Source organism: Mucilaginibacter sp. P5_A4 (genome assembly GCF_056400605.1).
The window spans coordinates 106,032-129,372 of the sequence record NZ_JBFUKX010000015.1; the positions used below are offsets into that span (position 1 = coordinate 106,032).

The 23,341-nt window shown below is 40.8% G+C and carries 20 protein-coding genes and 4 tRNA genes; 14 read left to right on the top strand and 10 right to left on the bottom strand.

Features of this window, described 5'->3' with window-relative positions:
- The first annotated feature begins 21 nt into the window (after positions 1-21).
- The 3 genes from AC1DQW_RS11765 to AC1DQW_RS11775 are packed head-to-tail and all read left to right on the top strand — an operon-like array spanning position 22 to position 4,660.
- Positions 22-3,660, top strand: a complete 3,639-nt coding sequence (locus AC1DQW_RS11765) for an ABC transporter permease/M1 family aminopeptidase (protein WP_477454255.1) — start codon at positions 22-24, stop codon at positions 3,658-3,660.
- Between the two features lie 38 nt (positions 3,661-3,698).
- Positions 3,699-4,394: a hypothetical protein gene (locus AC1DQW_RS11770; RefSeq protein WP_477454256.1), complete on the top strand. Its 696-nt coding sequence runs from the start codon at positions 3,699-3,701 to the stop codon at positions 4,392-4,394.
- Between the two features lie 41 nt (positions 4,395-4,435).
- Positions 4,436-4,660, top strand: a complete 225-nt coding sequence (locus AC1DQW_RS11775; protein WP_477454257.1) for a hypothetical protein — start codon at positions 4,436-4,438, stop codon at positions 4,658-4,660.
- A gap of 45 nt (positions 4,661-4,705) precedes the next feature.
- Here AC1DQW_RS11775 and AC1DQW_RS11780 read toward each other — a convergent pair whose 3' ends face one another.
- Positions 4,706-5,485, bottom strand: a complete 780-nt coding sequence (locus tag AC1DQW_RS11780; protein WP_477454258.1) for a DUF5995 family protein — start codon at positions 5,483-5,485, stop codon at positions 4,706-4,708.
- A 270-nt stretch (positions 5,486-5,755) separates the two neighbouring features.
- Between AC1DQW_RS11780 and AC1DQW_RS11785 the strand changes: the two genes are divergently transcribed.
- Entirely contained in the window at positions 5,756-6,121 is a 366-nt protein-coding gene (locus tag AC1DQW_RS11785; RefSeq protein ID WP_477454259.1) for a SnoaL-like domain-containing protein, read from the top strand.
- 94 nt (positions 6,122-6,215) lie between these two features.
- Here AC1DQW_RS11785 and AC1DQW_RS11790 read toward each other — a convergent pair whose 3' ends face one another.
- The 4 genes from AC1DQW_RS11790 to AC1DQW_RS11805 form a co-directional block, all read right to left on the bottom strand.
- A complete protein-coding gene (locus AC1DQW_RS11790) occupies positions 6,216-6,497 on the bottom strand; it encodes a hypothetical protein (protein ID WP_477454260.1) in 282 nt (93 codons plus the stop codon).
- Between the two features lie 61 nt (positions 6,498-6,558).
- On the bottom strand, positions 6,559-7,494 hold the full coding sequence (locus tag AC1DQW_RS11795; RefSeq protein ID WP_477454261.1) for an alpha/beta hydrolase fold domain-containing protein: 936 nt from the start codon (positions 7,492-7,494) through the stop codon (positions 6,559-6,561).
- Between the two features lie 268 nt (positions 7,495-7,762).
- A tRNA-Leu gene (locus tag AC1DQW_RS11800) sits at positions 7,763-7,846 on the bottom strand.
- 97 nt (positions 7,847-7,943) lie between these two features.
- Positions 7,944-8,027: transfer RNA gene (locus AC1DQW_RS11805), tRNA-Leu, on the bottom strand.
- A gap of 140 nt (positions 8,028-8,167) precedes the next feature.
- Here AC1DQW_RS11805 and AC1DQW_RS11810 point away from each other — a divergent pair.
- From AC1DQW_RS11810 to AC1DQW_RS11820, 3 genes are all read left to right on the top strand, one after another.
- On the top strand, positions 8,168-9,175 hold the full coding sequence (locus AC1DQW_RS11810) for a WD40/YVTN/BNR-like repeat-containing protein (protein ID WP_477454262.1): 1,008 nt from the start codon (positions 8,168-8,170) through the stop codon (positions 9,173-9,175).
- A 133-nt stretch (positions 9,176-9,308) separates the two neighbouring features.
- Positions 9,309-9,381: transfer RNA gene (locus AC1DQW_RS11815), tRNA-Lys, on the top strand.
- A gap of 94 nt (positions 9,382-9,475) precedes the next feature.
- Positions 9,476-9,548, top strand: a tRNA-Lys gene (locus tag AC1DQW_RS11820).
- 203 nt (positions 9,549-9,751) lie between these two features.
- On the opposite strand, the gene AC1DQW_RS11825 is transcribed toward AC1DQW_RS11820, so the two are convergent.
- Positions 9,752-11,149: a cyclodeaminase/cyclohydrolase family protein gene (locus tag AC1DQW_RS11825; protein ID WP_477454263.1), complete on the bottom strand. Its 1,398-nt coding sequence runs from the start codon at positions 11,147-11,149 to the stop codon at positions 9,752-9,754.
- 304 nt (positions 11,150-11,453) lie between these two features.
- Between AC1DQW_RS11825 and AC1DQW_RS11830 the strand changes: the two genes are divergently transcribed.
- From AC1DQW_RS11830 to AC1DQW_RS11845, 4 genes are all read left to right on the top strand, one after another.
- Positions 11,454-11,639 (top strand): hypothetical protein, encoded by a 186-nt coding sequence (locus tag AC1DQW_RS11830; RefSeq protein ID WP_477454264.1) that lies wholly within the window; start codon positions 11,454-11,456, stop codon positions 11,637-11,639.
- A gap of 655 nt (positions 11,640-12,294) precedes the next feature.
- Positions 12,295-14,895 carry an MGH1-like glycoside hydrolase domain-containing protein gene (locus AC1DQW_RS11835; RefSeq protein ID WP_477454265.1) on the top strand — a complete coding sequence of 867 codons (2,601 nt, stop codon included), beginning with the start codon at positions 12,295-12,297 and terminating at the stop codon, positions 14,893-14,895.
- A gap of 390 nt (positions 14,896-15,285) precedes the next feature.
- Positions 15,286-16,065, top strand: a complete 780-nt coding sequence (locus AC1DQW_RS11840) for a hypothetical protein (RefSeq protein WP_477454266.1) — start codon at positions 15,286-15,288, stop codon at positions 16,063-16,065.
- 23 nt (positions 16,066-16,088) lie between these two features.
- Positions 16,089-16,688: a hypothetical protein gene (locus tag AC1DQW_RS11845; protein WP_477454267.1), complete on the top strand. Its 600-nt coding sequence runs from the start codon at positions 16,089-16,091 to the stop codon at positions 16,686-16,688.
- Between the two features lie 8 nt (positions 16,689-16,696).
- Here the strand turns inward: AC1DQW_RS11845 and AC1DQW_RS11850 are convergent, their stop codons facing one another.
- Positions 16,697-17,062 carry a nuclear transport factor 2 family protein gene (locus AC1DQW_RS11850; protein ID WP_477454268.1) on the bottom strand — a complete coding sequence of 122 codons (366 nt, stop codon included), beginning with the start codon at positions 17,060-17,062 and terminating at the stop codon, positions 16,697-16,699.
- A gap of 498 nt (positions 17,063-17,560) precedes the next feature.
- On the opposite strand from AC1DQW_RS11850, the gene AC1DQW_RS11855 reads away from it, so the two are divergent.
- Complete coding sequence (locus tag AC1DQW_RS11855) at positions 17,561-18,466, top strand: VOC family protein (protein WP_477454269.1); 906 nt, start codon at positions 17,561-17,563, stop codon at positions 18,464-18,466.
- Between the two features lie 251 nt (positions 18,467-18,717).
- On the opposite strand, the gene AC1DQW_RS11860 is transcribed toward AC1DQW_RS11855, so the two are convergent.
- Positions 18,718-19,575, bottom strand: coding sequence for a response regulator transcription factor (locus AC1DQW_RS11860; RefSeq protein WP_477454270.1), 858 nt, complete (start codon positions 19,573-19,575; stop codon positions 18,718-18,720).
- 52 nt (positions 19,576-19,627) lie between these two features.
- Here AC1DQW_RS11860 and AC1DQW_RS11865 point away from each other — a divergent pair, with 52 nt between their 5' ends.
- On the top strand, positions 19,628-20,359 hold the full coding sequence (locus tag AC1DQW_RS11865) for a DUF3667 domain-containing protein (RefSeq protein WP_477454271.1): 732 nt from the start codon (positions 19,628-19,630) through the stop codon (positions 20,357-20,359).
- A gap of 108 nt (positions 20,360-20,467) precedes the next feature.
- Here the strand turns inward: AC1DQW_RS11865 and AC1DQW_RS11870 are convergent, their stop codons facing one another.
- Complete coding sequence (locus AC1DQW_RS11870; RefSeq protein ID WP_477454272.1) at positions 20,468-21,364, bottom strand: DMT family transporter; 897 nt, start codon at positions 21,362-21,364, stop codon at positions 20,468-20,470.
- 3 nt (positions 21,365-21,367) lie between these two features.
- Positions 21,368-21,895: a GNAT family N-acetyltransferase gene (locus AC1DQW_RS11875; RefSeq protein WP_477454273.1), complete on the bottom strand. Its 528-nt coding sequence runs from the start codon at positions 21,893-21,895 to the stop codon at positions 21,368-21,370.
- A 72-nt stretch (positions 21,896-21,967) separates the two neighbouring features.
- On the opposite strand from AC1DQW_RS11875, the gene AC1DQW_RS11880 reads away from it, so the two are divergent.
- A complete protein-coding gene (locus tag AC1DQW_RS11880; protein ID WP_477454274.1) occupies positions 21,968-22,831 on the top strand; it encodes a LysR family transcriptional regulator in 864 nt (287 codons plus the stop codon).
- The last annotated feature ends 510 nt before the right edge of the window (positions 22,832-23,341 follow it).

Sequence of the window (23,341 nt, forward strand, 5' to 3'; positions counted from 1 at the left end):
ACCTCTTTAAATCACAACAATATGTTCTGGAAAATATTTGTTTTCGAGGTGCAAAATCGCCTCAGGAGGCCCGCGGTGTACCTATACTTTGCCGCCGCCCTGGCTTTTACCGTAATGACCTTTGCCACCGGATCGTTACCATTGGGCGAAAAAGAACACATTAATGCACCTTATGTAATAGCGCTTTGGTGCACCGGTATTACCATATTAATGATGCTGGTAAGCTCTTCCATTATGGGGGTAGCTTTATACCGCGATATTGAATACAATACCAAAGACTATTACCTTACTTACCCCATTACAAAAGCCGGTTATTTCTGGGGAAGGTATTTTGGTTCGTTTTTATTTATGCTTTTTATAGCAAGCTCCATTATCATAGGGGCATACATAGGCACCAAACTTGGCCCGGCAATGGGCTGGAAAGATCCTAAGGAATATGGCCCCAATAACCTGGTGTATTACCTGCACCCGTTTTTTATCATGGCGCTCCCCAACCTGTTTTTTACCTCGTCGTTATTTTTTGGATTAGTGGCCCTCACCCGTAATGTAAAGGTGATCTACAGTGGGGGCATCCTGTTATTTTTAGGCTATTTTCTTTCCGTATTTTTCCTTAATCATACCAGTAACGCCACCGTAATTATTAATGCAGATCCTTTTGGGCTCAATGCAGTTCGCCTGCTTTCGGCCACAACCACGTCTATCCAAAAAAACACCACCCTGTTTCCTGTTGAAGGCGCCTTTTTGTTTAACCGGATCATGTGGACAGGTATAGGATTGGCTATTTTATTGTTTACCTATATCCGCTTTAATTTTGAGAAATTCTTTAGCGGAAAAAGAGACAAAGCGGCTATTGATGACGAGGTGTCAAAGGTAAAACGCTCCCTTGTCCGAAACCCTAAAGTAAGCTTTGCAGGCGCTTATAACGTCAATACCCTGTTTAATCTCACAAAAGTAGAACTGATCAATATTATCAGGGATAATTATTTCTGGATCATTTTATTAAGCGGGATGGGTTTTCTTGGCTTTGTTTTCTGGATGGGTAATAACGAATATGGAGTATCCTATTTTCCGCGTACTATTATGCTGATGGGTATATTTAATGAAGTATTTCCGTTCTTCATCTTTTTCATCATTATATTTTATACCGGCGAAACACTCCACCGCGACAGGATCACCCGGTATGCTTTTATCAATGATTCGCTGCCGCCCCCAAACTGGGTGTTAAATGGTTCCAGGCTGCTTGCGCTGCTTGTTTTAGGATTCGGATTGTCGTTAGTCCCCTTAATAACCGGGTTGTTTGTGCAAACGGTAAAAGGGTTTCACCAGTACAACCTGTCTTTTTATTTAATTTTTGTGTTTACCATTCTGATGCCGCGCTTGCTGGAAATGGTGATATTTTCGTACCTGGTACATGTGCTTATTAACAATAAATTTGTAGCGCATGGGGTAGGGGTAAGCGTTTGGGTGCTGGTATTTTTTTTAAATGTAACCGGCATCTTTAATTATAACCTGCTTATCTATTCGTACACGCCATGGTATGGTGTCTCGGATATGGACGGGGTGGGCCATATGCTGAAACCGATATACTGGTTTAACCTGTACTGGTTGCTTTTTGCCGGTTTGCTCATTATTGTTTCGGCCTTATTTTATTATCGGGGTGTAACCAGCTCGTTTAAAGAAAGGCTCCAGTTGCTGAGCGAACGGTTTGATGCTAAAACAAAGATGTTTACCGGGATATTGGCAGCGGCATTTTTAGCCGTTGGCGCTTACAATTATTATAACATAAGCTATTTAAATAACTTTTTAACCAAGGATGAAGGTGAGGACCGGGCGATCATTTACGAAAAATCCCTAAAAAAATATGCCGCTTTACCGCTGCCCAAGGTAACCCGGATGGTAATAAACGCCGATATCTTTCCAGAGAAGCAGCAGGAATTTGTAAAGGCTTTTATTACTATTTTTAACAGAACTGATAAGCCTATTGTAAAACTGCTGATGGATGGCGATGAGCTTACTGAATATTCCATCAAAACTGATGGTAAGCCGGTGCCATTCACTTACCCTTTGCTATACAAGCGGGGCATGTTCAATTGGTTCAGACCGAAGCAAGATACCGCGGACTTTCGTTTATACCAGTTTCAAAAACCATTGTTACCCGGCGACTCTGCCGTGTTGGAAATCAATTCATGCGTTATTCATAAAGGTTTTGAAAATGGCTTGTTTGCTAAAAACCTGCTTCGTAACGGTGCTTTTTTTAACGGCGGGCTACCCGGATTAGGTTATGATGATGACGATGAGATAAACAGCAATTATGTTCGTAAAAAAAATCACCTGCCCGAAAAGCACGAAGAGGAGATAGCACAGAATGATCCTGCAGGCATCAGCACCTTAAAATCAGGAAAAGCATCTAACCTTTTCAGCCTGGATGTTACCGTGAGTACATCGGCCGGGCAAACCGCCATAGCGCCGGGCCAGCTGCAAAAACAGTGGCGGCAAAACGGCAGGAATTATTATCATTATGTACAAAAGCAACCGGGTATGTATGCCCCGTTCGCTATTGTATCGGCAAAGTTTTTGGCCTTGCATGATAGTGTACAGCTTGATCATAAAGTTAATGTCGATATCTATTATCACCCGGCTCATAATGCCAATATAGGGCGGTTTATGGCAGCTTATAAAGATGGTCTCCGTTACTATTCAACAGCTTTTGGACCATATCCCTTCAAAGACATCCGCCTGGCAGAAACCTCGGTATATGGCCCTCATGATGCCTCATTGGGCAGCATGGATACCTATGCAGAATACTATGCCTGGAATGCCGATTTTAAAGACCCCAACCAGTTTGACTTTTGCTATTTTAATACCACACGCGAACTTGCCCAGCAATGGTGGCGTTACCAGGTAGCCCCTAATAGTACCGTAGGATCATTGGTAATCCCGGAAGGATTAGCCACCTACAGTGCCCTTGTGATGGCCGAAAAGAAATATGGAAAAGATAACCTGAAATGGATCTTGTTAGATCAAATTGACTTTTACTCGTTTATCCGGCGGCGCATGGAAGAAAAAGAACATCCCCTGATAAAAGCCGATAAATGGTTTGAATGGGGCGGCAAAGCCGGTTTGGTACTTTACACTTTAAAAGACCTGATGGGCGAAGATAGTTTAAACGCTGCCTTGCGTGAGTTTAAAAACGCATATCAATTTAAAAGTAAGCCACCCTTTGCAGGCAGCAATGACCTGTACAGGTACCTGCAAAAACATGTACCCGATTCGCTGCAATATTATTTAACCGATACCTGGCAAAAAATTACACTGTACGATAATAAGGTGACCGCAGTTAAAGCTATACCCACAGGTAACAAAAATGAATATAAAGTAACCCTAAAGGTAAATGTTGATAAAGTTTGGATAGATAACAAGGGCAATGATGTACAAGCCAAAAACATGAACGATTATATTGACATTGGCGTGTTTGCAGCCAACACTAATAATAAGGAAGGCCGATCTGTGACAAACCCGCTGTATCTTAAAAAATATAAACTAACAGCAGGCCAGCATACCATAACTGTTATTGTTAAAGGCAAGCCTGTAAATGCAGGTATAGATCCCTATAGTAAACTGATAGACAGGATGCCTAATGATAATGTGAAAGATATTTAATCAAAATAATCCAATTCTCCCTTTGAAATCAAATGATAATGAAAAAGTTAAAAGAAAACCTAAAAGATTATAAATGCAGGTTAGCATTTATAATGCTGCTTTTTTTATTAGGCAGCTTTACCATAAATAAGGCAATTGCAAACCCGGTTAAGCACCATACGGTAATTGCTGCCGATACCACCCTTAAGGCCTTTGAAGGAATTTACCAGCTTAAAGAAAATGAATTTATCAATTACCAAATCGCCCTTGTAAACGATAAATTAGTTGCAAAAATGGTTGGTGGTAATCAGCAAATGGTGCTAACCCGTAAATCAGAATTTAGCTTTGAAGCCCCGGACGACGACGGGGACGAAACATTAACGCTTACTTTTTCAAAAAACGATGCGGGCGAAATTAGCCAGGCCCTGTTAGCAGGTAAACAGTTATGGATAAAAGTTAAACACATTACRCCTGTTGTTGAAGTAAAGCTTAGCGCCGAACAGCTAAAGGCTTTTGAAGGCAAATACCAGTTTGAAGAAAAGAAAGAAGCCTTTCTTCAAATTACAGCTACGGCCAATGGTTTGATGCTAAAACAACTTTGGGACCAGCAGGAAATAAACTTTATAGCCCTGTCTGATCTTGTGTTCTTAAACAAAGAACGGGGGTTCCCATTAAAATTCACCAAAGACCAAAACGGAGCTGTTACTAAGGTATTGGCGTTTAACCGGGATTTATGGGATAAAATAAAGCAATAAGACCCTTGTTTTTTGCCCCCTGCAATAATTAAAAGGCTTTTATGCATCAAAAAAATATCATCAACCTAACCATCAAAAAGCTCATCGGCGAAGCATCTGCCGGTGAACTTTTGATATTGAAAAACCTTGTTGAAGCCGACCCTGCAAATGAACTTTGTGTAAGTATCCTAACCGGTTATTTTAACGAAAAGGAAGAAAATGATCATGTAAATAATGCCAGGCTATTTAAGCGGGTTAAAGAAAAGATAGGCGTATCCAATAAATAAAAGTGTTTCCTGCCGGTGCATGAAACCCATCAAACATCGGGCTGATTAATTTACCTTCAGATAAGCTTTTTTATACGTGCTCAATACCCTGGTGATTTTTGTCGGGTTGCGCCATTCAAACAGGTGAATTAGCCACATGGTAAAGCGCAACAGGCCTACTGGACCGATGATGCCTGTGCCCAGTTTATGGATATCACTATCGCGTTTGGTTATCAGGTTAAGGTAATCCTGGTCTTTACGCCCAAAAAGGTCTTCGGCGAAGCACCAGGCCCCATCCCGTGCATTGCCAAGCGCAAACTGGATGAGTATGGAATTATTTTGCGCATGCAGGCCCGCCAGCGATAACAGTGGAGATACCTGGTTAAGCTCGTTGATTACCTCGTAGGTAAGGGCCGATAGTATGGTATTGATGGCATTAAAATCCTTATGTACCAGGCTAAGTGGCTGGTTAAGGGCGTTTGCTGTCTCTACAACTGCTATACCCAGGTCCAGGTTAATATGCGCGTTCATGCCGGCCAGTAAGTGCTGTAGTACCACTTTTGACGACTTGCTAAAAATGCCGAAGGTTAGCGTCCATGAGGCGGTAGGCTGCTGCTTTTGCTGCCATTGCTTGTAGGCGGTAATGTAGCGGCTTGCAAAGGTTACATCCAGCTGTTCCATTCTTGCGGCATCTTCAAACTCACCGGCCGCAATCCCTTCTTTTACCCGGCATGTAACCTTATGGTACAAGGCTGCGAAATACCCGGCCCTGTTACCGGTTGCAATGGAATCGGCTATGATGGCTTCCAGGTCGGCGATGATCTGATCGATGCTAACTGCGGTCATGGTGTTTGTTTTACAGATAAAGAAGAGGTTAATAATTGCCCACGTAATATACCACTATTAAATAAATAGCGACAAGGGAAATAGAACCGGGAAGCAAGAATTAAGACAATGAATTTGATGGCTCGGATTGGGTGGAGCTGTGCTTTGTTCAACCGTTCTGCATCCTTTCCCTGTTATTAAAACTTAATCTAAACTTAAAGTAACAAACAATGTTGTTTTTGTTATTATAGATAACTTTATATCAATAATAACCAATTAAAACCTATAAAAATGAACACACAGGAAGTAGCTGAAAAATTAGTTGAGTTTTGCCGCGAAGGCAAAAATTTAGATGCCATAAATGAGCTTTATGCCGACAATGTTGTGAGCCATGAGCCAAAGGGTTCGCAGATGGAACTTTCAGAAGGTAAGGAAGCCGCATTGGCCAAAAATCAGCAATGGTATGATATGGTTGAAGAGATTCATAGCGGCGAGATATCTGATCCTATTGTAAGCGGTAATTTCTTTTCATGTACCATGGATATGGATGTTACCTACAAAGGACAAGGTCGCAGCATGATGAGCGAAGTTTGTGTTTACGAAGTTAAGGATGGTAAAATTGTTACCGAAAACTTCTTTTATAACCTACCCCAATAAAAGATAAATAAACCTCGATAAAAATAAATAAACCTCAATAAAAAATAAATAAACCTAAATAAAAAGCCCCTGATATACTCGGGGGCTTATATATTTATGGCCGTGGTGGTGTTGGTAAATGAAGCGGGTTTGGCGGTGCCGGTGGCCGTGGCGGAAGTTTTATATGCAGGCCTCCGCTCCTGTGGCGGCGATGACGCCTGTGATGCCGTCTCTTGAATGGATTTGGTGGCGCCGGTGGTCGTGGTGGGGGTGGCGGTAGTTTAATCTGTAAAACAGATGCTTCTGCAACGGCAGGCAGCTCTTCGGCAGATACTTCCAAAGCCTGTAAGCTAAAAATAGCTAACGTAGCAATTGTGACTATCCTGGTTAATTTCATAATATGTAATTAGTTAGTTTTAAGCATTTTCAATACAGCAACGTCAAAATTAAAAAATTGTTTACGCCGGGTTCTTAAATAATATCTCGTAATAAAAATCCGCGGCAAATTGGGCAGCTTCCAGCCATCTTTTTTGCGCGGGTTTGCCGGCCCCAAATACGGGATTAAAATGCCTTTGCAGCTCGTGGCCAAAGCCTTTAAACGTTTTTATGCCATTAGGAATTTGTAAGGAATCAGCCTTTTCATGAATCGCGATGCTGCCATATAAGCCAGTATCAGCCTGGGCTGGTTTTACAATATGGTCATTTGAACCATAAGCACTCACAATAGGTATCCGCGCATTTTTTAACCAGCGGATATCAAACAAGCCTCCCCAAAAGTTAATGATACCGGCAATCCGGGCCCTGTCGTTGGGTTTTGATGTCGTAGTTGAATCTGTTACACCTGTACGCCTGGAAAGCTCGGCATTGCTGCTGTACGCGGCCTGCAATGCTATGATGGCTCCGGCCGAATTGCCCGCCAGGATAATTTTATCCGGGTTTATATTATATTCTGCATGATGCTGTTTAAAATATTCGATGGCGGTTTTAACATCCTGTACGGCATAATAACAGTTGTTTTGTAGCTCGTTAAAATGTAATGCCGGGTTCTTTTTACTTAAGCGATAATTAATTGCCGCGCAAACATAGCCGCGTTGGGCAAAATCCTTACTCCATATTTGGATCCCTTTGGCTGTTTTTGAACCATATTTAAAACCTCCGCCATGCATCCATATAATTAATGGCCTTGCTATGGAGCGATCGCCTTTGGGCTGATAGAGATCAAATAAGTACGATTCCTTATCAGCAGGTAAGGCAAGTGGATTATAACTCAGCTCTTGTTTAATATCAACATTGGGGAAAACATGGTCTTTATATTGACGGACCGCCCGGGTTTGAGCATTTACCGTAAATGCTGTACACAGCGCAATTAACAGGGAAAATAATTGTTTTTGCATCAGGAGTGTTTGGTGTATATACGTTACAGCTAACATTTAAAGATGTTTGCCCGGCCGTTGTTTATTATAGCCGGTAGGGTCAGGTCAATAGCACTAAGTCGTAAGTCATAGCCGGATTTGTTCTTTTGTTGACTTAGAGCTTAAGACTTTCGACTAAAGGCTAAGCGTCAGTTCACTGTTGAGATTACGATACAGGGTAAAGCTTTATGAAATTTTGTGTGTTCCTTTGCTGTTATTCCTGCATTTTAACACATATGATAAGGAAAAGTGCCCAGAACGAGATTCGAACTCGTACATCCTTACGAATGCCACCCCCTCAAGATGGTGCGTCTACCAATTTCGCCACCTGGGCATTTGTCAGAAAAAAGATCTGAGATGTTAGATTTGAGATATGAGACATGAAATTTTCTCAAATCTCATATCTCAATTCTCATATCTTAAAAAAGGCGTGCCCGAAGAGAGACTCGAACTCTCAAGAGACAATTCTCAACGGCTTCTGAGACCGCAACGTTTACCAATTTCGCCATCCGGGCCTGTTGTTTTATTAACAAGCGTGCAAATATAATCGTTTCTGTCAAAAAGCAACTTAATAAATATAAAAATCGGCAGGTTGTTGTTACTTGGTTTGCTAACAATTAATTTAGGAACCATATTGATATTTATACACAAATTAATGAAACGTTTTTACCAGCTTATACTCAGTGCTTTATTTGTTTTGCCATTAATCTCGTCGGCACAAACCATAACTATTTTGCAGCAGGATAAACCTACGAGTATCCGGGGGCTATCGGTAGTAGATGATAAAACTGCCTGGATAAGCGGCAGCAAAGGGCATATAGCCATCACTAACGATGGCGGAACAACCTGGAACTGGCAGCAGGTTAAAGGTTACGAAAAGGCCGATTTCAGGGATATTGAAGCTTTTAACGATCAAGAGGCAGTGATCATGAGCTCGGGCACGCCGGCGCTGGTTTTAAAAACCACCGACGGAGGTAAAAGCTGGCAGGAAAAATACCGCAAAACTGATAGTGTTTACTTTTTTGATGCCATGGATTTTGCGGATGCCAAACATGGCTATATTTTGGGCGACCCGATCAACAATAAGTTTTTACTGATGGAAACCAAAGATGGCGGCGAAACATGGACCGAAATGAAAAATACGCCTGATGCTATGCCTGGGGAAGCAGCATTTGCGGCAAGTGGCACTTGTTTGCGGGTAAATAAAAGCTTGGGCGTTGTGATAGCAAGCGGGGGTACGGTTGCCCGTTTTTTGCATTTGTGTACTTACGGGAAACCGCAATGGCAGGTAAAAAGCCTGCCCGTGGCTCAGGGGGCAGGTAGTAAAGGCGCATTTTCTATATCTGATGATCTTTTAGTAGCTGTGGGGGGTAATTATGCAAAAGATAAGATTGCTGACTCGGTAAGCTGCAAATACAGCAAGGTGGATGATCAATATGAGTTGACAAAAAATGGCCCGCCGGGCTTTCAATCATGTGTTGAAAGGATTAAGGACAGGATTTATTTATCAACCGGAACATCGGGCACTAATATATCAACAGCCCGGGGCCAATCGTGGAAGCAGATTGATACCACCAGCTTTAACGTTTGCCGCAAAGCAAAACGTGGAAAACTGGTTTTATTGGCCGGCGACAAGGGCAAAATTGCTGTATTTAAAATGTAGTTTATTGGCAATTAATAGCTTAACATATACTTTACAATTAATTGCAAAAAGCACTTGCATCATATTATTAATCGCCCTATATTTGCACCACTTTAAACGGAAACGGTATGATTACCGAAAAAGTTAAAAGTTTGATTCCGTAGCTCAGCTGGTAGAGCATAACACTTTTAATGTTGGGGTCCTGGGTTCGAATCCCAGCGGGATCACGAAAAGCCTTTGAAAGAAGGCTTTTCTTATTTAAAACCATAATTGAATCTCTTTAGAACAGAAACGGCATGATTGCCGCAAAAGTTGAATTTTGATTCCGTAGCTCAGCTGGTAGAGCATAACACTTTTAATGTTGGGGTCCTGGGTTCGAATCCCAGCGGGATCACGGAAGGCGCAAGAGATTGCGCCTTTTTGCGTTAAAAGGTGTTTAAGATTGTTGATGGTCCCTCGTTTTCTAAAAGGCCTTAATAGCGATTGTTATCACGTAAAGCTATACGGTTGTAATCATGTATTAGGTGCGTTACATAAGCCAGGGGCTGGTGCGGTGAAAATACCGACCAGGGGTTAAATTTGAAACTGCTTTTTTGACTAAAATTCTGCCAGCCCCAACTCCTCCAGGCGGATGGCCATGGTTTCGACCGATACGTTGAACATTGCGGCAAGCGAATTGAAGCTTTGGTTGCGGTAAGATTCCGCTGTGGCAAGGATCCTAGTCAGTTCTCGCAGATTTTTACATTTTTTTCTGAACGAGCTGACGCTGCCGTTGGTCAACGCGAAGACCGTATCATCATTGATCATGAATTTTTTAGTGAAAAATAATTGCCCGAACAGGTCTTCGACGATTTTTTTTGGCATGAGGAAATAAGTGGCAAATTTATTAGCTTGGAGTTCGATAGGGTCTCGGGTATTGCCAGCCCCGGATCCATCTATTGCCTTGTCGCGATGCAAGACGGGCTGCCGGTGTAAAAAGGCATGGCCAAGTTCATGCGCAGCTGTAAAGTTCCTGGTTTCCTTGGGGAATTGCATGGAAACGGCGACAGACCTTTTGGGTTTGTCGATTATCCCAGCTATTTCGTAAAGTGAACCTTCTACGGTGTGCTGACCAAGGGTTTCATACTCATCATATTGATAACTTAATATCCTGGTTAAAACAACCTCCGGCCTTAGGACGTTGATAGCGTTTTCGGGTTTTGGCTGCCTGGTGATTTCGTCATGATATTTCCATAGCGTATTTTGCAGTCGGCGTGTGAGGTCTTCAATTTCCGCGTAGGATAAGTTTTTACCTATCCATTGGCCAGAGGCGAGTTCCTGTAGTTCCTTTTTAAAGTTAAGGTTCCGTCTGGCTTCCTTTTCAATGGATGCGAGGCGTTCATCGGCCTTTGTGGACAAATTCAGATAGGCCGCTTTTAAAGTGGCGGCTTCCCTGCTGATCTGGCTGGTTTCAGCGTTATGGCCAAGTGATAGCAGGTTCAGGTTGATGATGGACAAACAGCCTGCAATCGTGGCTGTGGCGTTGGTTAAGGCCACGCCCGAATCTCCCCTGGCTGCCTTGAAGCCATGCTCAAATAGATAGAGGGTGAAACCGCCCAGTTCGGCGCAAAGTGTTGCGATCATGATCGGGGTTTGAGTAGCAGGGAGCAGTGCATCCTCCAGTTCTTTTTTAATCGCACGCTTTTTTATCGGGTCATTTTCTTCGTTACGTTGCCTGCGGAGCTTGATGACCCGGTCGAATTGTTCTGAATCGAGTTGAAAATAGTGAACTAAAGACGGGTAAATTCGTTCATCGATGGCTAATGCCATCTGGGTTAGTTTCGGGTGATGGATTTTATACAAGTCACGTTGCAGGCTGAGGTCAATTACTGTCCGGGCCAGTTTTGCGGACAGCATTCCCTGGAAGGCCGCAGCACTGCCAGACCCGGGTTTATGGTTGCCCGAGCCGAATTTAATAAGCAATTCTTTTGTTGACAATTCAATTAAATCTCCCATTCGTAACAGGCTTTAAATCACAGGTTTAAAGCTTTGTAAATTTACGTAAAAAATTAAAGGTTGCAAGCATTGGGTAACAACCTAAATCTAATAGCAATCGTAAATTCTTTCAGTTGTGGTCGCCGTTCAGCCTGATAACACAGACCACAGGCTAAAACGTAAAGCTGTTACGGTTGTAATCAAGCATTAGATGCAATACAAGTCCGGGGTTGGTGCGGTGAAAATACCGATCAGGGGTTAAAAACTGCCTTTTGTTTTAACTATTTTTACATCGGCAACAAAGCCAACGTAAATCTTTTAAAAAATGAGCTTAAATTTAAATTCTATCGTAGTTGCTGGGCCTGATAAAACACAATTTGAAAATGATCTTAGGGCGGCCTTAAATGGTGTAAATTCAGAAGATCTAATTGATGTTAAGTATTCAACTCATGGCGTTGTTGGCATGCCTATTTACTTTTCTGCAATTATCTTGTTTACAAGAGGACATTAATCAAAAATGCCCGGTGATGAGCCCGGCATTTTTATTGTTCAGCTTATGGTCGGTGTTTTCACACCGACCAGGGGCTTAAGAATTGAGTCTCTTTGACAAAAACGGCATGATTGCCGAAAAAGTTAAACTTTGATTCCGTAGCTCAGCTGGTAGAGCATAACACTTTTAATGTTGGGGTTCTGGGTTCGAATCCCAACGTGATAACAGATCTAAGTATCAAAATAGTTTAAAATTCTGCAAATCAAATGATTGTAGGCTTTTTGTTTTTCCGACATACCCCAAAATAGCCAACAAGGAACATTCTTTGTCACGCCAGCCCGTATTGCAATAACGCTATATTTTCCAATTGCTATCGCCCCTACGGTCAATTCGCGCCTGCCACTATGGTTTTAAAATCAATCATTTAGGAAAGTAAATTACATTAGCGGAGTTTGGTTAACCGTGATGGTTTCACCATTTATGTCTATCTTGTATAAAACCGCAGTTTTGCTTGCGGAAACTTGTATATTCATTTTTTTGAAGCATTTATTGCTAATCGCATCGCTTTTAACTATTCGTGCGTTAACTATGTTTATTTATGAAGGTTTGCCCTATGAATAACAGAGGTCTCAATCAAAAAGAGATCATTTATATCATTAAATCAGTATAATAATTTATGGAAAACAAGAGGCTTTCTGATTCATACAAAGATAAAAATTGGAAACAATGGGGGCCTTATCTTTCAGAACGCCAGTGGGGTACAGTGAGGGAAGATTACAGCCCTGGCGGAAACACCTGGAATTACATCAATCATGATTTGGCCCGGAGTTACGCTTACCGGTGGGGCGAAGAAGGTATCGGTGGATTTTGCGACAGTGAACAGGTTTTATGCCTTGCCCCCGCTTTTTGGAACGGCAAAGACCCTATTTTAAAAGAAAGGCTTTTTGGCTTGACTAATGGAGAAGGCAACCATGGTGAAGATGTAAAGGAGCTTTATTTTCATTTGGATTCTTCTCCTACTCATTCTTACTGCAAATTTCTTTATAAATATCCGCAACAGGCTTATCCATATATGGAATTATTGCAAAAAAACAAGCGAGATAGGCTCAGTCCCGAGTTTGAATTGTTGGATACCAATATTTTTAAGGACGACCGGTATTTTGATTGCTATGTTGAGTATGCAAAAGCTGGCATTAAAGATATTTTGATGAAGATCACGGTTTATAACCGCGGTCCCGAAGATTCAACAATTCACGTACTGCCACATTTGTGGTACCGGAATTTTTGGCGGCATAACCCCCGGTTCACCAAGCCCGAGATTGTATCTGTTTCAAACAATTGTATACAAACCAATTCATCGCGCAACGGCATATTTTATCTTTATCACGAAGATGGAGAGCAGATGTTTTGTGAAAATGAAACTAATAACCAACAGATTTTTCATAAGCCCAATTACACGCCCTATGTAAAAGATGGAATCAACAACCATGTAGTAAACAAAGAGAAAACCATCAATCCCGAAAAAAAAGGCACCAAGGTAGCAGTTTGGTTAAAAGTAGATATAGCTGCCGGTGGCTCCCAAACGTTTAAAATTAGGTTGAGCAGTAGGGAGATAGCTGAGCCGTGGGAAGATTTTGATAGTTTATTCGTGACGCGCCTGGCCGAAACCGATAAATATTATGAAAAATTAACGCCGCCCAAATTATCCGAAAGTCAGCAGAAATTGTTAAGAAGTACAGTGGGCGGTTTAATGTGGACAAAGCAATTTTATTATCTTGATGTATTTAAATGGCTTTTCGGTGAACCGAACGATCCATCGCCACCCCGTAACTTTAAACGTAATTATGATTGGCAGCACCTTACCTGCCGGAATATTATTTCAATGCCCGATAAGTGGGAGTATCCATGGTTTGCTGCCTGGGATCTTGCTTTTCATGCAGCAACATTTATTCACGTTGATCCGGGATTTGCTAAAGAGCAGTTACTGGTTATCCTTCGTGAGTATTATATGCATCCCAACGGCCAAATCCCTGCCTACGAATGGAATTTTAGTGATGTAAACCCGCCCGTACACGCCTGGAGCGTTTGGTATGTTTTTGAAGCAGACAGGAAAAAAAATGGTGTCCCCGATTGGGATTTTTTGGAGCGGTCTTTCCAAAAGCTTTTGATGAACTTTACCTGGTGGGTTAATCAAAAAGATGCCAGCGGCACAGATATTTTTGAAGGAGGCTTTCTTGGTTTGGATAACATCGGCGTTTTTGATAGAAACCACATGCCGCAGGGTATCAAAAAGCTTCAACAGGCGGATGCAACAAGCTGGATGGCTATGTACTCCATTAATATGTTGCGTATTTCATTAGAGTTAGCGCAACATAATATCGCCTACGAGGAATCGGCCGCCAAGTTTTTCCGCCACTTTTTAAACATTGGCTGGGCTATGCAGCGTATCGGGAAAAACGATATTTCGTTGTGGGACGATCAGGATAATTTTTATTACGATGCAGTCCAATTTGAAAATGGCACCAGCCAACGATTAAAAATTCGCTCCCTGGTAGGTATTATCCCATTATTGGCGGTTGAGATAATGCCAGGCGATATTTTTACCAAATTGCGCGAATTTAATGAGAGATTAGTAAGCATTAAACTTACAAGACCTGAGTTAACAAGAGTAATTTCGGATATAGAAGAGAAAAATAAGGACGGTAATTATTTGTTTGCCATTATGGTTGGCGACCGGCTTGATCATTTGTTGAAACGGCTGTTAGATGAAAACGAGTTTCTATCAGATTATGGAATCCGTTCATTATCAAAATACTATCAGGATAAACCGTTTGTTTTCGGCTATCAGGGTACTGAATACGGGGTACAGTACGAGCCCGGTGAAAGTTCCAGCGCTATGTTTGGCGGCAACTCTAACTGGCGCGGCCCCATTTGGATGCCTATAAATTATTTAATTATCAACGCGCTGCGGAAATATTATGAATACTATGGAGATTCATATACCTATGAGTTCCCGGTAAGGTCAGGAAATAAATTGACACTTAAACAAATAGCCAATGAGCTTACCAAAAGACTTTTAAAAATGTTTGAACGAAATGATGCGGGAGTTTATCAGTATCATGCAAAAGAGCATCAGCAATGGTCGACAGAACATTTTAAGGACCACCATCTTTTTTATGAATTTTTTCATGGCGATAATGGTAAGGGGCTGGGTGCATCCCATCAAACCGGGTGGACTGCGCTACTTGCAAATCTGTTACTTGAAATGGACGAATGATAAAAACCTATTGCAAATTCTCTTTATAAAAAGTGTTTTAAAAACTGTGAGCGGTTTCAGTTTATTGGGTTGTCGATGTTCGGGGTATCATACGCAAAATTAAAACGGTCACGAGGCTTAAGATATGTTGATGATCTCGTTTTCTAAAAAGGCTTAACAGCTATTGTTATCAAGTAAAGCTGTTACGGTTGTAATCAAATATCGGATGCTATACATAAGCCTGGGGCTGGTGTGGTGAAAACACCGATCAGAGGCTAAAAAGTGCTGGCAAAATCATCTGCAACCTGTTGATTTTTACGTATTGCAAGAATCAATTTAAATGCTTAGCTTTAAGTGTGTTAAACCAATGTAACTTATCTTTTCTTTATTGACAAATGTAAATGTTTATTTATGAAAAAGGTTTTGTACTTGCTCTGTTTCCTTATTGCACTTATGGTTACTAATACCGCCTCGTCACAAGGATTCTTAAAGAAGCTCAAAGACAAGGTGAATAAAGCAGTAAATAAGGAAGTAGACAAAAAGGCCGGCATTCCTCCTGAAACCGGATCAGGCAATAGTAACTCCGGCTCTTCCGGTAATCCCTCCAATAAAGGCGGTGGCGGATTAAGTAATACTGCCCCCCCTGATGTAAAAGCTCAAATGGCAGAAGCTGAAACAGCCCATGCGGCTAAGAATTACAGCGATGTCCGGTATTCGTTACAGCAGGCGCTCATGGGTGTAGAGATTCAATTGGGTCGACAGATTCTCAAATCTTTACCCGCTTCGGTAGTCGCTTTAAACGTAGATACACTACAGGACATAGTAATGAGTACTCAATGGGGCTGGAGTAACCTGAACATTCACCGGGTGTGGAAAAACAACGCCGATAAACAGTTGACAATTACTGTTGGAAATGCAGGAATCTATGCAGGTTTGGCTGCTTTATATTTTTCAAATGCCGGTATGATCGAAGCCAATGGCGCTAAACAAAATTTTAAACAGGTGAGGGTCAAAGGCAACAAAGCAATCATTCAATACGAAGACAGTAAGGGATATACATTGATAGTATCCATTGGCCAAAGTTCCATGATTGTTTGGGAATGTATCAACTTTGCCAACGAGCAGGAAGTGATGACTGCCGCTAATACTTTTGATATTGACGGAATAAAAAAGATGCTTGGGGAACAATAATTTTAATCTCAACAAAAAAATTCATGAAGGCTTTTATAACATTAATCGCAGTCATCGCCTTTATAAGTACTGGCGTTGCACAAAATTTCACTAAAGCAATGACCACTGCTAAAACTGCCTACGGTGCAGGCAAACTGGAAGAAACACATTTTGCTCTGCAGCAAGCCATGCAGGAAGTTGACCTGATAATTGGTAAGGAAGTGCTAAAATTGTTGCCACCTAAAATGGATGCAATGGAAATCATTGCAAAGGAAGATAATGTTGCTTCCAATATTGGTTACGTAGGAGCTACTATACACCGCTCTTATGAGAAAGGCGGCAGGAAAGCTGATATTTCTATCATCAGTAATTCCCCATTGGTTGCTATGACGAATACGGTATTAAATACACCTCTTTTAGGTGGAATGATGAATGATGGTAAGACCAAAACTGTAAAAGTCCAGGGTTATAAAGCAAGGCTTGAAAAACAGACAGGTAGCACAAATGACAAAAATGATTACGAGTTACAGATACCTTTGGGAAGTGCTTTAATTACTTTTAAAGTAGATGATTGTACAGATACACAAATACTGGAATTTGCAGAAACAATTCCATTGCAAAAGATAGCTAAACTGATCCAATAACTGGTGTCCTATTTAACCGGTGCTCCAGTTGGTTTTTTCACCCCATAGGTGATCATTTTTTTGACTTTACCGTTGAACAGTTCGTAGATATCGCAATAATACATATCAAATACCTTTCCGTCACGGTTCTGGCATTGCACTTCACCGCTCACTGATGCCTGGTCTCCGTCAATCAAAAAATGATCCTGAGTGCAGGTGATCACTTTAATTTCCGGGTTGTTTGAAAAAAAATAGCCGATGTTTTCCTTACCCGATATGACATCATCACCTAAGATATGCCACTCCACATCATCGGCCATATATTTTATTATTGTTTCGTCATCGTTATCATTAAAAGCTTTAATGATTATCTCGATAATTTGCCTGTTTTCCATACCTGTATATTTAAAAAGTTCATATACAAATATAGTACTGCTATAAAGTAAACCGGGTGTCATTAAGCGACATTGTACATGGCTATACGCGACAATTTGTAGATGCCGATTGTCCGATCATCAATCACTTATCTCTATCTAATCGTAACAATTTATTGGCGGCTCCATTTTATTGCATTTTTATGGTGTAAATAAGGTAGATAAAATTGCTGATAAAATTGCTTTTTAGCATCCCTATAATGACTCACCGCCCCAGCATATTTATTCAGCTTATGGTCGGCATTTTCACCACATCATTTGTTAATGATCTGGTTTTCTAAAAAGGCCTTAATAGGTTATCACGAGTGAAATATTGTCGCAATACACCCTCTAAAATGGCCTGAATGGCACTAACCGGGACGAAAAAAATCATTTAATTTTGAGGTAGTTAAATAATTTGATCAAAACAAATAGCGCTTACGATCTTTATCAATATATAACCTCAAAAACCATTTACCTATGTTACCCATCAAACCACACCTCTGGTTCGACCAGGAAGCAAAACAAGCAGCTGAATTCTACGCAACCTTAATGCCCGGCTCGGCTGTTAGTTATGTAAATCATTTTTCAATGCCTGGCGGCGGCGAATGCGAAGTAGTTGAATTTACCGTTGCCGGCCAGCCGTTCCTGGGTATTAGTTCAGAGCACAAGCTTGGGATCAATCCATCCATTTCCTTCATGATCAACTTCGACCCCTCGCATGACCCGGATGCCGCGAAACACATCGACGAGGTTTGGAGCAAGTTGACTGAGAACGGAAAAGTACTGATGCCGCTGGATAGCTATCCTTTTAGTGAACGCTATGGCTGGGTAGCTGATAAACACGGTGTATCCTGGCAACTCATCCTGACTAACCCGTCGGGCGAGGAAAGGCCCGTGATTGTTCCATCGCTGCTGTTCACCCAACCGGTGGCCGGTAAAGCCGATGAAGCCATCGGCTTTTACTGCTCGGTATTTAAAGACAGCAAACGCGGTAATGCCGCCCCGCGCCCGGAGGATATGGGGCCGGATAAAGCAGGCACACTTATGTACGCTGATTTTTACGTTGATAAAACCTGGCTGGCCGCTATGGATAGCGCGCATCAGCATGGATTCGGTTTTAACGACGCGGTGTCGCTATTGATCCCATGTGAAACCCAGGAAGAAATTGACTATTACTGGTCGGCACTTTCGGCTGATGGCGAAGCCGGCCAATGCGGCTGGCTGAAGGATAAATACGGTGTATCCTGGCAGGTGGCCTCCACCGTGATGTTAGATGCGCTCAGGAACGGCAGCCCTGAACAGATTGCGCGCGTTACGCAAATTTTTATGACAATGAAGAAAGTTGACATCGAAACCCTGCAGCGGGCTTATAATGGTGGGTGATCAATTAATTTTGCTTTTCCTGGTCTAAGAGTATAACGGAGTTCATCTGCGGAACGCCTGGAAAAGACAGTTCGTCTTTAGCGCGTTGCACGAGGCAATTTAGCCGCTTGCCGGTGTTTTCACCGCACCATTTTGTTGATGATTTTGTTTTCTAAAAAGGTCTTAATAGCTATTGTTATCACGAGGCATTTAGATTGGTCTGTGAAGTATGCAACATTTAGGGCATATATCCCAAATTATGAGAGTTATGATTAAATAATCTTATTGTTAACGGCATAAGAAAGCGCCTCTATTATATTACTTACATTCAAACGCTCAAAAATTCGCCTCCTGTGGTACTTAACTGTATCAGGAGCAACAAATATCTTTTTGGCAATTTGGTTAATCGTTAACCCTTGTGCATACAGCTGCAGTATTTCTATTTCTCTTTTCGTGAGTTTCGGTTTCTCTGATTTACGCCAAACATTTTTTTTTAGATCCAGTTTCCACATGTCATCAGTGCCTTGTTTGTATATAAAAACATTGCCGGCATTTTTATGATGCGAAATAGAAACGATACACATTGCTTTCCACATCTTTTTCTCGCGTGTTAGAAACAATGGAGTAAGTTTATGATTAATAAGAATATGCTTACCATCTTTATTTACCAAATGGAAATCATAACTTATGCTATACTTCTTTTTCTCATCGCCTGGCAACTTTTTAAAGAAATCAAATCCTGTTTCATTTATCAGGTTCAACATTTCCAAATCGCTTTCAGGAACATTTTTAAAATAAAACTCATAGCCTAAATTCAGCACTTCCCCGGGTGAATATCCACACAGAAATAATGGATTTTCTGAAACGTACTCAAAAGACATATTTTCATAGTTAATTATGTACACGCTTTCGTACGTTAATCTCGCAAAGGATTTTACGGCTTCCAGGTAATCGTTTTGTTCAAAACGGTCCTCCTCCGGTATTTTCCCTAAGTTGTTCTTGGTTAACAGGCTGGAATTATTGTAATCTTTCATTTGCACTATACTGGGAGTAAATTTACACCATAGTGTAGTTTTTTTAAATATTTTTGTATTTACCTTTGAAGGAAACAATTTTTGTTTGATTTTCATTAAAACCGGTAATGATAAATAAAACCTTGTATCGTAATAATCTATAACCTTTATGCTTATTAATCTTATTAATTGCAAAAACTGCAATAATACAGTCGACAACAATTTTTGTGGCAATTGCGGCCAGGCTGTACAAATTAAAAGAGTTGATAAACATTATTTCTTACACGAAATCTGGCATGTTTTACATTTTGAAAAGGGCATATTTTATACCATAAAAGAATTGCTGATCAGACCCGGGCAAAATGTAAGGAAATTTATCAAAGAGGACAGAAGCAGGCTTGTAAAACCGCTAATATTTGTCATAGTAACCTCATTAATATATACAGTAATTAATAATTTATTTCACATTGAAGAAGGATATGTTAATTTTCATGATACAAAACAGTCTGCAACAACTGTAATTTTCCATTGGGTTGAAAATCATTATGGTTATGCGAATATTATAATGGGGGTATTTATTGCCTTTTGGATCAAGATTTTTTACAGAAAGTATGATTATAATTTTTTTGAAATATTGATTCTGCTATGCTTTGTGATGGGAATAGGAATGCTGATATTTTCTGTTTTTGCACTTTTTGAAGGATTAACAAAACTAAACCTAATGAAAGTTTCTGGGATGATAGGTGTATCATATTGCACCTGGGCAATTGGACAATTTTTCAATCAAAACAAAGTGATAAATTACCTTAAAGCATTTACTTCATATATATTAGGAATGCTTACATTTTTAATTTCGGCGACACTTTTAGGTGTTTTAGTTGACATTCTTATAAAACACTAAATACAAAACCAGGGAGTGAATTAAATACTGATATTTGAACTGAGAGCTTGCCCAGACGGCGAACTATTCAGCTTATGGTCGGCCTGAAAATACCAACCAGGGGCTAAATTACAAATTCTCATTTTGGATTTGCTTCAGGTATTTTGCTTTTTGGCTAAACTTTAGTTCCGAAATAAGGGTCGCAGCAAAAATCAGGCTCCCACCCATAAACAATCGCCAGGTAAGATGCTCACCTAAAATGAAATATGCAGCGATTGCACCAAACACCGGTTCAAAGAGGTAAATAATAGCAACTCTTTCGGCACTCAGGTAACGTTGGGAGAGATTGGAAACCGTATACATGTAAGCTGTGGAGAATAGCGCACAAAAAACGACGCCCACCCAAAAGTCATTGCCTTCGGGCAGCCAGTTTACGCTGTTGTCTGTCAAGGCAAAACACAAGGTGATTATTGAACATGCTGCAAACATAGGGACGATAACGTATGCTATATCCTGTAATTTGGCGTGCTTTTCTACTTTGATCAGGTAAATAGCAAAGCCAAGCGCGCCGGCAATTGTGTACAAATCGCCAATGCTAACCAAAAAATTATCATTTATGGAGATAATTGATAAACCCGCCAAAGCAATAACTGCAGCCACCCAGATTTTTGCAGGTGCAATAGTCTTGTAAAACATCACTTTTAACAGCGGTATAATAATCACGCACATGCCTGCAACGAAAGAGCATTGTGAAGCTGAGCTATGCCTGATACCCAACGTTTGTAAGTGAATTCCGAAGCAAAGGGGAACGGCTAAACTTATTCCTGTTTTAACGGAATGCCAGGTTATCATCTTTAAATACCCCGGGAATATGACCGACAGAACCGCTGTTGCTGCTAAAAAGCGATAGAATAAAAATGTAGATGAGGAAGCATGGCCGATAGCCAATTTGGTGACTGAAAATGATATGCCCCAAAAGGCGGTTCCTAATATCAATAGCATAAGAAAGACATTCTTTTTTTCCATCTCTCAATCGTTTTTTAAAACCTTTTTCATCATGATATCAATTTGTTCATCTGTACCTAACATGAAAATATGCTTGTCGAACTCCGTAAAACCGTTTTTCTTATAGAAACTAATCGCCCTTGGATTTTTTTCCCATACGCCAAGCCAAACATAACGGGCACCTGCCTGTCGGGCAATCTGAATAGCCTTATTGTACAACAGTTGACCGACCTGCTTTCCATGAAATGCCTGCGATACATATATCCGCTCAATCTCCAGCGCATCGTTGTCTTTAATATCAGTTTGCGCCTGCCCAATGTTTAGCTTCAGATAACCAATAACCTCACCATCCAATACTGCAAAATAAAACTGTGATAATGTATTGTTCAGCTCAGCAGTTAGTTTATCTACAGAAAAACCCTCTTCAAGATAGTTCGTCATGTTCTCTTCGGTATTAACTGCCGAAAAAGTCTCAGAAAAGGTTTGTCTGCCTATATTTTGAAGTTGTGCAACGTCGTTCAGTTTTACCTGATCAATCTTTAAGTTCTCCATAGTGCAAATTTATGATGTTATTAAATGCGATAAAATGCTATTTTCTCATCCATTAATGCATATATTGCATTAGTGGACTTGCAGCAGATCAAATACTTTTTAGCGTTAGCACAGGAGCTTCATTTTTGGAATACAGCCGGAAAGATGAACATTACGCAATCCGCCCTCAGTCGGCATATTCAGTCTTTAGAGCGTGAGTTGGGGGTTCAATTATTTGAGCGTAATAAGCGTAATGTAAAACTGACCCCGGCAGGTAAATTTTTGATGGAAAAGTGGGAAGTGGAATTGAATGAGCTTGAATTTATTCATCAATTTGCCCGCCAGATGCATTTAGGGGAAAGCGGCACGATAAGAATTGCTCATCCGGATTCAATCTCAGGCTCTCTGATGCCGGATATCATTGCCCGTATTTCCAATACATTTCCTAAACTGCAAATTGAATTGGTGCAGCTGCGATACGAAAACCAGCAAGAGTTTCTCACCAATTATAAGATCGATTTGGCTATTACAAGGGACATTAATAATGCCCAGGGAATAAGATCGGAAAAAATTTACAGCGATTACCTGTCAATTGTAGTTCCGGAAGATCACTTTTACCATACTATAGATGATGTTTCTAAAGAAACCCTTGCTCAACAAAAATTTATACTGCCGGTAAAAGATGAGGGCAGTAGCTATAGTGATATTATTCAGCAAATGTTCAGGTCTTTTGATATCGTCCCCGACGTTTACCTGCATTCAGAATTCGGATCGACGATCATAGCATTGGTTCGGAAAGGGCTTGGGATAGCCATATTGCCAGATTCTTACATGTATCATGACAGTCCGGGATTACGATTCATCAAGCTTCCTTTTAAAACTGATCTGTACATCAACTGGAGAGCAGACGACCATAATCCGGTACTTTCCAATGTGTTAAAATTGGTATTACAGTAAGTGCGCTTTCAACCACTGTAATCTGAACCACAATAAGATTAGGATATCACTTGCCATCCAATAGCAAGCCTTAGAGGTGTCTAAATTTGATTTATTAATGTTTTTATACTTCTGATGAAGCACATATCTACACGTCATACGAGTGGTAAAATTTCGCGAAACTCTGAAGGGGAAATGACGTTTTAAAAGGTTTGTCATCCTGAACGGAGTGAAGGATCTATTCGCAGACTGTACAGGGCGAAGATGCATGACGAATAATAGATGCTTCACTCCGTTCACTGTTGTCCGGTAAAAAGTTTCATTGTTAAAAAAAGGATTGATTAGGAGATAAAAACAAGGATTTATGTTTTAAACCCGATGTCCAAGCCCCCCAATTTTAGTTGCCGGTCGTGAGCAGTTGCGACGGACAGCTTCTCGGGATCGTTCAGAAAGTTAAACAGATGGATATAACTCATCAGGTGCAGTCTGATAATAGAACTCAGATTAGAGAAAGCCCATTGTTTTTTTAGT

What these genes read in the sequence shown, in the direction of transcription:
- AC1DQW_RS11765 (WP_477454255.1), top strand. Translation starts at nt 22, where the DNA reads ATGTTCTGGAAAATATTTGTTTTCGAGGTGCAAAATCGCCTCAGGAGG.
- AC1DQW_RS11775 (WP_477454257.1), top strand. Translation starts at nt 4,436, where the DNA reads ATGCATCAAAAAAATATCATCAACCTAACCATCAAAAAGCTCATCGGC.
- AC1DQW_RS11780 (WP_477454258.1), bottom strand. Translation starts at nt 5,485, where the DNA reads ATGACCGCAGTTAGCATCGATCAGATCATCGCCGACCTGGAAGCCATC.
- AC1DQW_RS11785 (WP_477454259.1), top strand. Translation starts at nt 5,756, where the DNA reads ATGAACACACAGGAAGTAGCTGAAAAATTAGTTGAGTTTTGCCGCGAA.
- AC1DQW_RS11790 (WP_477454260.1), bottom strand. Translation starts at nt 6,497, where the DNA reads ATGAAATTAACCAGGATAGTCACAATTGCTACGTTAGCTATTTTTAGC.
- AC1DQW_RS11795 (WP_477454261.1), bottom strand. Translation starts at nt 7,494, where the DNA reads ATGCAAAAACAATTATTTTCCCTGTTAATTGCGCTGTGTACAGCATTT.
- AC1DQW_RS11810 (WP_477454262.1), top strand. Translation starts at nt 8,168, where the DNA reads ATGAAACGTTTTTACCAGCTTATACTCAGTGCTTTATTTGTTTTGCCA.
- AC1DQW_RS11825 (WP_477454263.1), bottom strand. Translation starts at nt 11,149, where the DNA reads ATGGGAGATTTAATTGAATTGTCAACAAAAGAATTGCTTATTAAATTC.
- AC1DQW_RS11830 (WP_477454264.1), top strand. Translation starts at nt 11,454, where the DNA reads ATGAGCTTAAATTTAAATTCTATCGTAGTTGCTGGGCCTGATAAAACA.
- AC1DQW_RS11835 (WP_477454265.1), top strand. Translation starts at nt 12,295, where the DNA reads ATGGAAAACAAGAGGCTTTCTGATTCATACAAAGATAAAAATTGGAAA.
- AC1DQW_RS11840 (WP_477454266.1), top strand. Translation starts at nt 15,286, where the DNA reads ATGAAAAAGGTTTTGTACTTGCTCTGTTTCCTTATTGCACTTATGGTT.
- AC1DQW_RS11845 (WP_477454267.1), top strand. Translation starts at nt 16,089, where the DNA reads ATGAAGGCTTTTATAACATTAATCGCAGTCATCGCCTTTATAAGTACT.
- AC1DQW_RS11850 (WP_477454268.1), bottom strand. Translation starts at nt 17,062, where the DNA reads ATGGAAAACAGGCAAATTATCGAGATAATCATTAAAGCTTTTAATGAT.
- AC1DQW_RS11855 (WP_477454269.1), top strand. Translation starts at nt 17,561, where the DNA reads ATGTTACCCATCAAACCACACCTCTGGTTCGACCAGGAAGCAAAACAA.
- AC1DQW_RS11860 (WP_477454270.1), bottom strand. Translation starts at nt 19,575, where the DNA reads ATGAAAATCAAACAAAAATTGTTTCCTTCAAAGGTAAATACAAAAATA.
- AC1DQW_RS11865 (WP_477454271.1), top strand. Translation starts at nt 19,628, where the DNA reads ATGCTTATTAATCTTATTAATTGCAAAAACTGCAATAATACAGTCGAC.
- AC1DQW_RS11870 (WP_477454272.1), bottom strand. Translation starts at nt 21,364, where the DNA reads ATGGAAAAAAAGAATGTCTTTCTTATGCTATTGATATTAGGAACCGCC.
- AC1DQW_RS11875 (WP_477454273.1), bottom strand. Translation starts at nt 21,895, where the DNA reads ATGGAGAACTTAAAGATTGATCAGGTAAAACTGAACGACGTTGCACAA.